Annotated in this window: 12 protein-coding genes; all 12 read right to left on the bottom strand. The window is 68.8% G+C overall.

The features are described from left to right. Nucleotides 1–10: 10 nt before the first annotated feature. Nucleotides 11–1129 carry a DNA polymerase III subunit beta gene (dnaN, locus tag LG334_RS01285; RefSeq protein ID WP_404382544.1) on the bottom strand — a complete coding sequence of 373 codons (1119 nt, stop codon included), beginning with the start codon at nt 1127–1129 and terminating at the stop codon, nt 11–13. 236 nt (nt 1130–1365) lie between these two features. Continuing rightward, on the bottom strand, nt 1366–2289 hold the full coding sequence (locus LG334_RS01280) for a hypothetical protein (protein ID WP_404382542.1): 924 nt from the start codon (nt 2287–2289) through the stop codon (nt 1366–1368). Nucleotides 2290–2406: 117 nt separating this feature from the next. Then, nucleotides 2407–2643, bottom strand: a complete 237-nt coding sequence (locus LG334_RS01275; protein ID WP_009539354.1) for a hypothetical protein — start codon at nt 2641–2643, stop codon at nt 2407–2409. Then, nucleotides 2631–3095 (bottom strand): hypothetical protein, encoded by a 465-nt coding sequence (locus tag LG334_RS01270; protein ID WP_404382540.1) that lies wholly within the window; start codon nt 3093–3095, stop codon nt 2631–2633. The genes LG334_RS01275 and LG334_RS01270 overlap by 13 nt, the downstream gene beginning before the upstream one ends. A gap of 58 nt (nt 3096–3153) precedes the next feature. Then, complete coding sequence (nudC, locus tag LG334_RS01265; RefSeq protein ID WP_404382538.1) at nt 3154–4092, bottom strand: NAD(+) diphosphatase; 939 nt, start codon at nt 4090–4092, stop codon at nt 3154–3156. A gap of 44 nt (nt 4093–4136) precedes the next feature. Next, nucleotides 4137–5693 carry an ATP-binding protein gene (locus tag LG334_RS01260; RefSeq protein ID WP_404382536.1) on the bottom strand — a complete coding sequence of 519 codons (1557 nt, stop codon included), beginning with the start codon at nt 5691–5693 and terminating at the stop codon, nt 4137–4139. Beyond that, nucleotides 5690–6829 (bottom strand): DUF2336 domain-containing protein, encoded by a 1140-nt coding sequence (locus tag LG334_RS01255; RefSeq protein WP_404382534.1) that lies wholly within the window; start codon nt 6827–6829, stop codon nt 5690–5692. The genes LG334_RS01260 and LG334_RS01255 overlap by 4 nt, the downstream gene beginning before the upstream one ends. Before the next feature lie 163 nt (nt 6830–6992). Next, complete coding sequence (irrA, locus tag LG334_RS01250; protein WP_009539359.1) at nt 6993–7406, bottom strand: iron response transcriptional regulator IrrA; 414 nt, start codon at nt 7404–7406, stop codon at nt 6993–6995. A 159-nt stretch (nt 7407–7565) separates the two neighbouring features. Continuing rightward, nucleotides 7566–8963 (bottom strand): NAD(P)H-dependent flavin oxidoreductase, encoded by a 1398-nt coding sequence (locus LG334_RS01245; protein WP_404382532.1) that lies wholly within the window; start codon nt 8961–8963, stop codon nt 7566–7568. Nucleotides 8964–9104: 141 nt separating this feature from the next. Further along, nucleotides 9105–9857, bottom strand: coding sequence for a glycerophosphodiester phosphodiesterase (ugpQ, locus tag LG334_RS01240; protein ID WP_404382530.1), 753 nt, complete (start codon nt 9855–9857; stop codon nt 9105–9107). Between the two features lie 96 nt (nt 9858–9953). Then, the gene (gene pnp / locus LG334_RS01235; RefSeq protein ID WP_404382528.1) at nt 9954–12080 is read right to left on the bottom strand and encodes a polyribonucleotide nucleotidyltransferase; all 2127 of its coding nucleotides are present in this window, start codon (nt 12078–12080) and stop codon (nt 9954–9956) included. A gap of 189 nt (nt 12081–12269) precedes the next feature. After that, nucleotides 12270–12539, bottom strand: a complete 270-nt coding sequence (gene rpsO, locus LG334_RS01230) for a 30S ribosomal protein S15 (RefSeq protein ID WP_009539363.1) — start codon at nt 12537–12539, stop codon at nt 12270–12272. Nucleotides 12540–12545 lie beyond the last annotated feature (6 nt).

Here is a 12545-nt window from a genome sequence, read left to right as displayed (position 1 = left end):
CGCCGGCCCGTCACACCCGCATGGGCATCAGGACGTAGATCGCCGCGCCGTCGCTGACCTCGCGGATCACCGTCGGGCTGGCGGCATCGGCCATGTCGAACCGGGCGGCCTCGCCCTCGATCTGGCCCAGGATGTCCATCAGGTAGCGCGAGTTGAAGCCGATCTCCAGCGGACCGGCATCGAAGCTGGCCTCCACCTCTTCCACGGCGGACCCGGCCTCGGGGCTGGAGGCCGACAGGGTCACCACGCCCTTTTCCATGGCGATCTTGATGGCGCGGCTCTTTTCGGTGGAAATGGCCGAGACGCGGTCGACGGCGTCGGCGATCAGCTTGCGGTCGACCTCCATCACCTTGTCGTTCTCGGTGGGGATGACACGCTCGTAATCGGGGAAGGTGCCGTCGATCAGCTTCGACGTCAGGGTGGCCTCGTCAAAGCCAAAGCGGATCTTGGTTTCCGACAGGCTGATGGCGACGTCCATGCCGGTCTCGTCGATCAGCTTGCGCAGCTCGCCGACCGTCTTGCGCGGCACGATGACGCCCGGCATGCCGCCCGCGCCCTCGGGCAGCGGCACCTCGAAGCGGGCCAGGCGGTGACCGTCGGTGGCCACCGCGCGCAGCACGTCGACGCCCTCGGACTTGGTGGCGTGCAGATAGATGCCGTTCAGGTAGAAGCGGGTTTCTTCCGTGGAAATGGCAAACCGGGTGCGGTCGATCAGCGCCCGCAGGTCGCCGGCCGACAGCGTGAAGGAATGGCTGAACTCGCCGCCCACCATGGCCGGGAAGTCCTCAACCGGCAGGCACGACAGCGAAAAGCGCGAGCGGCCCGACCGCAGGGCCAGTTGGCTGTCCTCGGCGTTGTAGGTCAGTTCGATCTGGCTGCCGTCGGGCAGCTTGCGGACGATGTCGTGCAGGGTGTGGGCGGGGGCCGTGGTGGCGCCCGCGTCCTGCACCTGGGCCTCGGCCGTCTCCACGATCTCCAGGTCCATGTCGGTGGCGTTCAGCTTCAGGCCGTCGGGCGTCGCGTCCAGCTTGACGTTGGAGAGAATGGGAATGGTGTTGCGCCGCTCCACGACGCTCTGAACATGTCCGAGGGACTTCAGCAGGACGGAGCGCTCGATGGTCAGTTTCATGTCGGAAGCAGGCCTGGAAATGGGTTCAATAAGAATGGGTTCCGCACATAAGGCACGGCGGGCCGCCGAGTATATCACACGGCCCCATGGGGTGAAGGAAAATCGGCCGGAATCACCCGCTTACCGGGCGGTTTTCCGCCCTTTCCAAGGCAACGGAATACCGGTTTTTCGTCACGGTGCGGGACGCAGCGATCGCGCGGGCGGAGCGGCGGCGAATCGGCGCCCGGCGCGGCGCCTCAGCGGTCGTTGACGACGCGCGGGCGGAAGGGCGGGCGGGCGCCGTCGTCGCCGCTTCCGCCGGCGGCCGCGCCACCGTCGGCCTGCCCGGCACCGGCGCGTTCGCGGGCGCGGAACAGCTCTCCCTGAAGGGTTTCCGGGTCGGGGACGCGGCGGCTGTCGGTTTCGCGGAAGTATTCCTGGAACAGGTCTCGCCCCAGGATCTCCTGCGCCTGCGCCTCGGCGTCGTCCTTCATGCCCAGGGCCTCCAGCGTGGCGGAGTGGGTCTCCACCGCCACCTCGGCGGTCAGCAGGCGCTCGCGCATGGGGTCGTTGGACAGGCGCTCGCGCTCTTCCTTCAGCAGGAACAGGTAGACGCGGAACAGGCGGAAGGCCTTCTGCCGCGCCTCCGTCAGGGCGCGGGTGGCCTCGTCGGCGCGCAGTTGCTCGTGCAGCACGCGCTGCTGCAGGCTCTCGTTCTCGGAGGCGAGGCGGGCGCGCTCCTCCTCCAGCTTCATGGCGTTGTCGAAGACCGCGTCGAACTGGGCCTTCAGGTCGCGCAACTCGCGCCGCAGCGTGTCGATGGTGTCGCGCAGCTCGCCCGGATTGCCGGTGCTGCGCCGGGCGCGGACGTAGCGGCGATAGGCCACCACGTACGGCGAGATGGCCTCGTGCTGCAACGGCTGTTTGCGGTCCAGCCCCGTCGCCTGCAGGATCGGCGCATAGTCGGCATGGCCGAACAGGGCGCGGATGGTGGTGGGAACGATCTGCATGAGCGGGCCGTCGGGAATGCCCTCGCAGATGCGCACCCAGCGCTTCAGCGTTTCCACATCGCGCGGGTCGCCCAGGCGCTGCCCCTCCTTGGCGGCCTCAACAAGCCGCAGGAGGAAGGCGCGCGACGGGTCGCGCGCGGCCTGTCCGGTCCCGGTGCGGGTGTCGCTCATGTCCCTGTCATCCTTGGCGCCGGGGCCCGTCCCCGGCACGGTCTTTGGCCGGAAGGATACCTCAAAGGCGTGTCACATATCCACCACGGGAACCCGGAGATGCGCCGAACGAAGGTGTTATTCCCCCGCCTCGGCCTGTTTGCGCTGCGCCTCTTCGCGCCGCCGGCGCCGGTGCCAGCGCAGCCAGGCCAGCAGCACGTAGAGCCCGATGGCCGACAGCGTCATGGGCCACAGCACCACCACGAAGGGCACCGTGGACACCGCCGCGCCGATCAGCGACAGCACGATCAGGATGGGCACCACGCCCAGCACGAACCCGAAGGCCGTGCGCAGAAGGAAGTTCACGAAGGACACTTGATGAAGGTCTCGTTGGTTCCGCCCATCGGGTTGTACTTGCGCATCTCGTTACCGGAAACGGTGATGACGGCATCCGGGTTGTCGCTGGGCTGCTGGAACCGCTGCAACTGGAACTCGATGCGATAGGCGTTGGGGTGCGTATAGCGGTACTTGCCGCGGGCGAAGCCCCAGTCGGTGCGCGACTTGCGCCAGCGGTAGCCGCCGTTGGAGAAGATCACCATCAGGCTGTCCTCGTCCTCGCACCGGCCTTCCACGGCCCAGGTGCCGCGCAGGGAGGCAGGCACCGGGCTGACCCAGTCGCCCGACTGGTAGTCGGTGGCGGTCACCCCCTCGGGAAGGCGGTCGCCGTCGTAGAACAGGTTCAGCAGCACCAGCAGGGCGACGATGCCCAGGCCGGTGACCAGCGCCACGCGCACCACGACGTTCTCGTGCCACTTTTCCTCAGCCACGGCCTTTCCCCCGTCCTTCCGTCACCGCGTTGGAGCATAACGGAAATTTCGGGGCGGATCAGCCTTCCCGCGTGCGCCATGTCTCGATGAGCCAGCGCGAGATGCTGTCGCGCCGGGGCAGCTTCCAGCCGGGCGCGCCGTCGCCCACCTCGCCCATGGCGGCCAGGTCGTCGCGATGGAACCACGCCGCATGGGCCAATTCGCGTTCGTCCACCGTGATCGCGGTGGTCTCCGCCGCCGCCCAGAAGCCAAGCATGAGGGACGACGGGAAGGGCCACGGCTGGCTGGCGCGATAGGTGACGGCCCCGACGCGGATGCCGGCTTCCTCCATGACCTCGCGGGCCACGGCCTCCTCCAGCGTCTCGCCGGGCTCCACGAAACCGGCCAGGGTGGAGACCATGCCGTCGGGCCATTGCGCCTGGCGGCCCAGCAGGCAGCGGTCGCCGTCGGTCACCAGCATGATGACCGCCGGATCGGTGCGCGGAAAGCTGGGGGCGGCGCAGTCGGTGTTGGTGCACAGGCGGATGTGGCCGCCGCGCCCCACCTCCGTCGGGGCGCCGCAGCGGCCGCAGAACCGGTGGCCGGCGTGCCAGAAGATCATGCCGCGCGCATAGGCGAGCGTGGCGGCCAGGGCGGCGGGCAGGGTGACCCCGAAGGTGCGCAGATCCAGCCACTGGGCCTCTGCCTCCAGCCCCGCCAGCGGCCCCGGACCCCGGTCCTTGTCGTCGGGATCGGCCGGCGGACGGGCCGACAGGTCCTCCGTCGCCCAGGTGATGCCGGCCGCGTCGCGCCCCAGGAACACGGGCGCCTCGGCCGCCGGCCCGGGTTCCGGCCTCGTGCGCCACAGCGGCATGCGGTCCGGCCCCACCGCATGGCGCCCCCGCCAGACCGGCAGCACCCGCAGGCGGTCGCCCGACAGAAGGGTGCGGATGTCTTCCTCGCGCAGGTGGTCGGCGCGGTCGAGCGGCTGGCCGGTGTAGTGCAGGGCATGCGGCATGGGGCTCTCCGTCGGACGGCAACGCGGCGGGACGCCCTGCGGTTCTAGCCTCCCCAGGCCGGCGCGTCCATGTCGCAGGTGACGCGCGCGGGGTCGGCTTCGGGCAGGGTGAACAGCACCGCCGTGCCGCGCGTCGTGCCGGGGTCGATCCAGATGCGGCCGCCGTGGCGCTCCACGATGCGCCGGCACACCGCCAGGCCGGCCCCGGTGCCGGGATAGGCATGGTGACCGTGCAGGCGGCGGAACAGGGCGAAAACCTGCTCGCGCTGGTCGGGCGGAATGCCGATGCCGTTGTCGGCGACGCAAAAGCGCCGGTGGCCCGGCGGGTCGTCGGCCCCCGGCGGCACGACGTCGACGGTGATGACCGTGGGGCGGTCGCGCGCGGCGAACTTCAGCGCATTGTCCAGCAGGTTGCGGAACAACTCCGACACTTGGGCGCGGTCGGCGCAGACGGCGGGCAGGGCGCCCACCTCCACCGACGCGCCCACGGCCTCCGCCTGGCCGCGCAGGCCCTGGAGCACCGCCCCCACCAGCGGCGCGCAGTCCACCACGGCCGGGGCCGCCGGGCGGACGCCGGCGCGGGCATAGCTGCCCAGATCCTCCACCACCGCCCGCATGCGGTGGGCGCCGTCGACGGCGTGGTCGATGTAGTCCGCCTGCGCGGGCGTCGCGGCATCGCCCAGCGACCGCGCCAGAAGCTGACAAAAACTGACGACGGTGCGCGTCGGCTCCTGCAGGTCGTGGCTTGCGACGTGCAGGAACTGCTCCATCTCGCGGCCGCTGGCCTCCAGGGCCGCAACGGTGCGCTGCAGGTCAGCTTCCACGCTGCAGCGGTCGGTGATGTCGGTGACGACGCCCACCAGCCCCGCCACGGTGTCGCCGGGCGCGCGGGCCGGAGCCAGCGTGATGACCACGTCGCGCTCCTTACCCCCGCCGGCATCGCCGGGCGTCGTCCACGGCAGACGGTCGACATGCTGGCGCACGCCTTCCCCGGCCGAGGGCGGCAGGCTGGCGGCCATGAACAGCCGTTGCGCCACGGCCGTCGGGAACAGGTCGAACAGGCTCGCCCCCAGGACAGCGTCCACCGGCCGCCCGACCATGTCGGCGAAGGCCCGGTTGACGAGGCCGTACCTGCCGTTCGCGCCGCGGTAGAAGATCGGCGTCGGAATGGCGTCGAGCAGGCTCTGCTGGAAGGCAAGCTGGTCGGACAGCGCCTGGTGCGCCAGCACTTCCTCGGTGACGTCGCGGCAGGTTCCGCGCATGCCGCGATAGGCGCCGGTGGCCGGGTCGTACCAGGGCAGGGCGGACAGGCGCGCGTGGCGCAGCCGTCCGCCGCGCCGGCGCAGGAGGCAAGGCCGGTCGCGGAATGGCCGCTGCTCGGCCAGCCAGCCCATGACGGTCTCCGGTTCCTCGGCGAAGTCGGCGAAGCTGCGGCCGGCCAGTTCCTCGGGCAGCACGGCAAGGATGTCCAGGCTGCGCTGCGAGACCACGGTGAAGCGGCCGGCGGGATCGGTTTCCCAGATCCAGTCCGACACCAGGCGCCCCAGGTCATAGAGGCGCTGGCGCGCTTCCAGGTCTGTCTGGCGTCCCCACATGGTCATCGCGACACGGCCGCGCCCGTCTCGATGTCGCGCAGGGCGCGCAGGTAGTCCTGGTCGCGCTGCCACTGGCGCAGGACCTTCTGCGCGGCGGGCGCCTGGATGCGGTCGAAGAAGGCCATGGCGGCCTCGTGGTCCCGCTTGAAGGTGCGCGCATTCTCGGGCCGGGCCTTGCGCGACAGCAGGAAAATCACCGAGAAATCCTTGCGCGCGAACCCCAGCGCCCGGCAGGTGATGGCGAGGCCCTCGCCACCCGGCTCGAACAGCATGCGCTTGACCAGCGGCTCGCGCATTTCCGCGAGGCGGCTCATCAGGCTGACGAACAGGCTGACCTCGCCGTCGTGCAGCGCCGAAACCAGAAGCTCGGGCGTGATGGCGCTGTGGCGCGCCAGGCGCTCCGCCAGGGCCTGCGCCGGGCGGCGGCTCGCCTCCTGCCGCACCGAGTCGTAGCCTTCCCGCGCCGCCGTCTCCAGCAGGTCGTCGACCACGGCGGCATCCAGGCGGAAGGTGTCGACGATGTAGGTGCGCAGCGCCGCGGACACCCACAGGAACATGCGCTTTGCCAAGTCCTCGGGCAGGTCGGCGCGGCGCAGGATGGGCTCGTGAAAGCTGTCGACCCGGCGCGACTGGTCCACCAGATAATCCATGGTGGCGCCGCTGATGTCGGCATCGGGGTTCTGCAGAAGCTCGCGGATGACCTCGTGCTGGCCGGTCTGCACCAGCGCGTCGCACACGGCCTCGCTGACGTGGTAGCGGTTGGCGATGGCGAGCTGGTGTTCCTGCGTGCGGTTGCGGATGACCTCGATCAGGTCGGCGTCCTGCAACACCCGGCTCTGGCGCAGGATGGGGTAGGCGACCTCGATCTCGTCGTTGGCCAGGAACACCATCAGGTCGTGGGGCAGGGACGGCTGGCCGGCCAAGGCCGTCGCCACCTGCCGGCGCACGCCGATCTCGATGTCGCGCAGCACGCGGCGCAGGATGTCGGCCATGAGCGCCCGCTCGCGGTCCGTCAGGGCGTCGTCTTCGTCGCGGAACAGGTCGCTGATGGTGGCCGCAAGGCGGGCCCGCGCCTCGGCCGACTTTTCCCGCGCCAGGCGCAGAAGAGCCTGCTCGTCGATGACCCCCTCGTCCGTGGTCACGGTCCCCTCGTCCCTTCCACCTGCGCTGCCGGGGCGGCCCGGCCGCCGCATCCTCCGAATGCTACCACATCCGGCCGATCATTCGGTGGACGTGCCGATGCAGCTTACCCGAAAGGGCAGAGGGGCACCAGCACCCGGATACCAGAAAAGCTGACCCGCAGGCCTAGCCGTCCACCCGCACGACCACGTCGACGCGCTTGATGGCCGTGCCTTCGGGGGCGGCGGGCACGGCCGAGAGCGTCATCTGGTCGGCGGGAATATCCTCCAGCCGGCCCGAGGACTCGTAGTAGAAGTGGTGGTGCTCGGTGGTGTTGGTGTCGAAGTACGACCGGCCGCTGTCCACCACGATCTCGCGCAGCAGGCCCGCGTCGGTGAACTGGTGCAGGGCGTTGTAGACGGTCGCCAGCGACACGCGCACGTCGGCGGTCAGCGCCATCGTATGAAGCTGTTCCGCCGTCAGGTGCCGGTCGCCGTCGCCGAACAGCAGGCGGGCAAGCGCAACGCGCTGGCGGGTCGGACGCAGGCCGGCGGCACGCAGACGATCCGTCAGGCTCGCGGTGTCACAGGTCGAGGTCATGGCGGCGTATCCAGCTCAGTCCAAAGGGCGCGACAAGGTTCCATGGCAATTTAGTGTAATTCTCGTTCGCCTTCCAAGGAAAATGGGGGCGCTGTCGCCATGCGGCAACCATGCGCCCCCATTTCTACCCTTGGTGTAAAACCGATGATCGGCGTGCGGTCAGGCGCCGGTCATGATGCGGTCCACCAGTTCCTTCACCGTCGGAATGTTGCCGTCGGCGTAGAAGGGATCCTCGGCGAACCGATAGGCATTGTGGCCGGCGAACATCAGTTCGTGTTCCACGTCGCCGCCGTGGGCGATGTTCTGCAGGGTCTTCTGAATGCAGAAGCTGCGCGGATCGGCCGGCTTGCCGGTGGTGAAGTCGCCGTGCTGGGACCAGTTGGAGAAGTTGCAGGCCGACAGGCAGCCCATGCACTCGATCTGGTCCTTCAGGATGTGCTTCTGGCTGGCGGGCGTGACGAAGACCAGCGTGCCGTCGGGCGTGCGCATCGCTTCGGTGTAGCCGGCCGCGATCCATTTTTCGGCCTTCTCGCGGTCCTCGGGCGTGACGAACACCTCGCGGCCCCGCGCCCCGATGGCCAGCGCCGCCGTCAGGTCGCCGTCCGGCTTGCGCAGGTAGGGGATCTGGCGCTCGGAGCGGCCGATCAGGTCGTCCAGGAACTCGTTCTTCACGGCCGAGGAGTAGAACCCCGTCGGGCTGAAGCGGTGCAGGAAGACGTCGCCCTTTTTCAGCGTCAGCAGGCGCTGTTTCCATTCGTCGGAAATGGGGCTTTCCTTCGTCAGCAGCGGACGGGTGCCGAACTGGAAGGCGATGGGCCCGATTTCCGGGTTGTCCAGCCAGTCCTCGAACTCCGCAAGCGACCACACGCCGCCGGCCATGAAGATGGGGACCTCCGGCACGTTCATGTCGCGCATGACCTTGCGCAGCTCGGCGACGCGCGGGTAGGGCGCCTGCGGTGCGCGCGGGTCTTCCACGTTGGACAGACCGTTGTGTCCGCCGGCCAGCCAGGGGTCCTCGTAGACGACGCCGCCCAGGAACTCGGGGTTCTTGTGGTAGCTGCGCTTCCACAGGGCGCGGAAGGCGCGGCCCGAAGACACGATGGGATAGTAGTACACCCCATAGCGCACGGCGATCTCGGCCACGCGGTAGGGCATGCCGGCGCCGCAGGTGACCCCGTGGATCAGGTCCTTCGCACCTTCCAGAACGCCCTCCAGGATGGGCTCGGCGCCGCCCATCTCCCACAGGACGTTCATGTGGATGCGGCCTTCGCCGTTGCTGATCTCGTGGGCCACCCGGGCCTGGTTGATGCCGCCTTGAATGCCGAACTCGATCAGTTCCTCGTGGCGCTCGCGGCGGGTCTTCCCCTTGTAGACCATGGGGATGATGTTGCCGTGCTCGTCGTAGGAGTCGGCGTTGACCCCCGAGAAGGTTCCAACGCCACCGGCCGCGGCCCAGGCGCCGGAGCTGGCCCCGTTGGAAACACCAATGCCCTTGCCGCCCTCAACCAGCGGAAGAACTTCCTTGCCCGAGATGACAATCGGCTTGATCGCCTTCACCCGTCCATCCTCTTGTCTTTTCAAATCGCGGTCCGGCGGAACTCCACCGCCGGATGCATACCCGATATGGGGCGGAATGTCCGCGCCATAAACCTCCCGTATCCGACCGTGCCGCCAATTCGGCCGATCGGACCAGCCGCGTCAGCCGGCCTCGCCGTCGAGCGCCGACCGGATGCGGCCGGGCGCGTCGGTGATGATGGCATTCACGCCCGCTTCCACAAGCACGCGCGCCGTCGCCTCGTCGTTCACGGTGTAGGCGAGCACACGATACCCCGCCGAATGAACGTCCGCCACCTGATCAGGCTTCAGCGTTGCATGATCGGCGTGGATCGCCACCACGTCCAGGGTTTCCGCCAGCTTCTGCCAGTCGCCGGGAAGCTCCCAGACCAGCAGGCCGCGCGGCACCGACGGCGCGGTGTCGCGCGCTGCGGCCAGCGACTCGTGAGAAAAGCTGGAAAAAAGCACCGGCACGTCGCGCCCCTGGGCGGCCACCAGGGCGGCAACCACCTCGGCGGTTTCGCGCTCGCGGCCCTTGCAGGGCTTGATCTCGATGTTGGCGCCCAGCCCCAGCTCGGCCAGCAGGTCGAGCGTTTCTTCCAGCGTCGGCACCGGCTCGCCGCGGAAGGCGGGGTCGAACCAGCCGCCGGCATCCAGCGCGCCGATGGTGTCGAGCGGCGCGTCGGCCACGGCACCGCCGCCGTCCGTCGTGCGCTCCAGCGTGTCGTCGTGGATGACGACCGGGCGTCCGTCGGCGGTCAGCTTGACGTCGCATTCGATCCAGGCCGCGCCCTCGTCGGCGGCGCGGCGGAAGGCGGCGAGGGTGTTTTCCGGGGCAACGGCCGAGGCGCCGCGGTGGGCGATGACCGAAGGCAGCGGAAACGGAAGGCTTCGCATGGGTCGTTTCCCGAAGAAGAAGCGGCGGCGCCCCGCGTCCCGGCCGGCCCTCGCAAGGAGGCGCCGGCCGGGACGGGATGCACCGCCGATGCGGCCTTATTCGGCCGTCTGCTTCTCGTCGGCCGCCAGATCGCGGCCGGTTTCCTGGTCAACCTGCTTCATGGACAGCTTGACCTTGCCACGGTCGTCGAAGCCGATGCACTTCACCTTGACCATGTCGCCGACACTGACCACGTCGCCGACGTTCTTGACGCGGTTCTGCGCCAGTTCGGAGATGTGGACCAGGCCGTCGCGCGAGCCCAGGAAGTTCACGAAGGCGCCGAAGTCCATGATCTTGACCACCTTGCCGGTGTAGATCACGCCGACTTCGGGCTCGGCCACGATGCCCTTGATCCACGCCACGGCCTTGTCGGTCGCTTCCGGGTCGGCCGACGCGATCTTGATGGTGCCGTCGTCGTCGATGTCGATCTTGGTGCCGGTCTGCTCGGTGATCTCGCGGATCACCTTGCCGCCGGACCCGATGACGTCGCGGATCTTGGACGGGTTGATGGTGATGGTGGTGATGCGCGGCGCGTTGGCGGCGACACCCTCGCGGGCGCCGGTCAGCGCGTTGGCCATCTCGCCCAGGATGTGCAGGCGGCCGTCGCGCGCCTGGCGCAGGGCAACCTCCATGATCTCCTTGGTGATGGACGTGATCTTGATGTCCATCTGCAGCGAGGTGACACCCTGGTCGGTGCCGGCCACCTTGAAGTCCATGTCGCCCAGGTGATCCTCGTCACCCAGGATGTCGGACAGCACGGCGAAGCCGTCGTCTTCCTTGATCAGGCCCATGGCGATGCCGGCCACCGGGCGCGGCAGCGGCACGCCGCCGTCCATCATGGCGAGCGAAGTGCCGCAGACGGTCGCCATGGAGGACGAGCCGTTGGACTCGGTGACCTCGGAGACCACGCGCATGGTGTAGGGGAAGTCTTCCTTCTTGGGCAGCAGCGGCTTGATGGCGCGCCAAGCCAGCTTGCCGTGGCCGATCTCGCGGCGGCCGGGGCTGCCCATGCGGCCCGCTTCACCCACCGAGTACGGGGGGAAGTTGTAGTGCAGCAGGAAGTGCTCGCGGTATTCGCCCGCCAGCGCGTCGATGATCTGCTCGTCCTGGCCCGTGCCCAGCGTGACGGTCACCATGGCCTGGGTCTCGCCGCGCGTGAACAGGGCGGAGCCGTGGGCGCGCGGCAGGAAGCCGACCTCGGATTCGATGGCGCGCACCGTCTTGGTGTCGCGGCCGTCGATGCGCTTGCCGGTGTCGAGCACCGACCGGCGCATGACCTCGGACTCCAGGCCCTTCAGAACCTTGCCGGCGACGCCGATTTCGGCCTCGTTCTCGCCCAGGCTTTCCACGAACTTCTGGCGGATGGCCGCCAGCGCGTCCTGGCGCTCGGTCTTGTTGACGATCTTGTAGGCCTCGGCGACCTCGGCGCGGATGGCCTCGGCCTTCTCCTTGACGATCGCCACTTCCGGCGCGGCCGGCGCGATCTCGCGCGGCTCGCGGGCGCAGTTGCGGGCCATCTCGATGATCGCGGCGATGACCGGCTGGAACTGCTCGTGGCCGAAGTTCACCGCACCCAGCATGACATCTTCGGAAAGCTCGTCGGCCTGGCTCTCGACCATCAGCACGCCCTGCGTGGTGCCGGCGACGACGAGATCCAGGTTGGTCTCCTTCATCTGGTCGGCGGTCGGGTTCAGCACGTACTGGCCGTCGATGTAGCCGACGCGGGCGGCGCCGATGGGGCCCAGGAAGGGCAGGCCGGAGATGGTCAGCGCGGCCGACGCACCGATCATGGCGACGATGTCGGGATCGTTCTCCATGTCGTGCGACAGCACGGTGCAGACCACCTGGGTCTCGCTGCGGTAGCCCTCGGCGAACAGCGGACGAATCGGACGGTCGATCAGGCGCGACGTCAGCGTCTCCTTCTCGGAGGGACGGCCTTCGCGCTTGAAGAAGCCTCCGGGGATCTTGCCCGCGGCGAAGGTCTTCTCCTGGTAGTTCACGGTCAGCGGGAAGAAATCGAAGTTGGACTTGGTCTTCGACCCGACGGCGGTGGCGAGCACGGTGGTGTCGCCGTAGGTGACCATCACGGCACCGTCGGCCTGGCGGGCGACCTTGCCGGTCTCCAGCACCAGCTTGCGGCCGCCCCAATCGATTTCCTTGCGGAACACGTTGAACATGGACATTGAAACTTCCTCATTAACCGGATCGGCGCCGGATTGCGCACCCCGCGAGCCGCTCTTCGGCCGGCCGGGCTGTCGATCCACGGACATGGTGCGGCACGTCGGGCCCTTGCCCGGTCACCCCCGGCATGTCCGCCGGTAAGGTGACGGCCCGCCCCGGATGCCGGAGCGGGCCGTGCCAGTATCAGGACCTTAGCGGCGGATGCCGAGACGCCCGATCAGGTTCTCGTAGCGCGCCACTTCCTTGCGCTTGACGTAGTCGAGCATGCGGCGGCGCTGGCCCACCAGGATCAGAAGGCCGCGACGGGAGTGCGTGTCCTTCTTGTGCTCCTTCATGTGCTCGGTCAGGTTCTTGATCCGCTCCGTCAGGATCGCGATCTGAACCTCGGGCGAACCGGTGTCGCCGGGCTTGGAGCCGAATTCCTGAATGAGTTCCTGCTTACGCTCGGGCGTAATCGACATCGTGAT

It is taken from the genome of Caenispirillum salinarum, assembly GCF_044803115.1.
GTDB classification, from domain to species: domain Bacteria; phylum Pseudomonadota; class Alphaproteobacteria; order Rhodospirillales; family Rhodospirillaceae; genus Caenispirillum; species Caenispirillum salinarum_A.
This window is presented reverse-complemented; position numbering and strand designations above follow the sequence as displayed.

Bases quoted from the DNA above. Each gene is read 5' to 3' on its own strand.
- irrA (WP_009539359.1), bottom strand. From the start codon at position 7,406: ATGACCTCGACCTGTGACACCGCGAGCCTGACGGATCGTCTGCGTGCC.
- pnp (WP_404382528.1), bottom strand. From the start codon at position 12,080: ATGTCCATGTTCAACGTGTTCCGCAAGGAAATCGATTGGGGCGGCCGC.
- nudC (WP_404382538.1), bottom strand. From the start codon at position 4,092: ATGCCGCATGCCCTGCACTACACCGGCCAGCCGCTCGACCGCGCCGAC.
- rpsO (WP_009539363.1), bottom strand. From the start codon at position 12,539: ATGTCGATTACGCCCGAGCGTAAGCAGGAACTCATTCAGGAATTCGGC.
- LG334_RS01280 (WP_404382542.1), bottom strand. From the start codon at position 2,289: ATGAGCGACACCCGCACCGGGACCGGACAGGCCGCGCGCGACCCGTCG.
- ugpQ (WP_404382530.1), bottom strand. From the start codon at position 9,857: ATGCGAAGCCTTCCGTTTCCGCTGCCTTCGGTCATCGCCCACCGCGGC.
- dnaN (WP_404382544.1), bottom strand. From the start codon at position 1,129: ATGAAACTGACCATCGAGCGCTCCGTCCTGCTGAAGTCCCTCGGACAT.
- LG334_RS01260 (WP_404382536.1), bottom strand. From the start codon at position 5,693: ATGACCATGTGGGGACGCCAGACAGACCTGGAAGCGCGCCAGCGCCTC.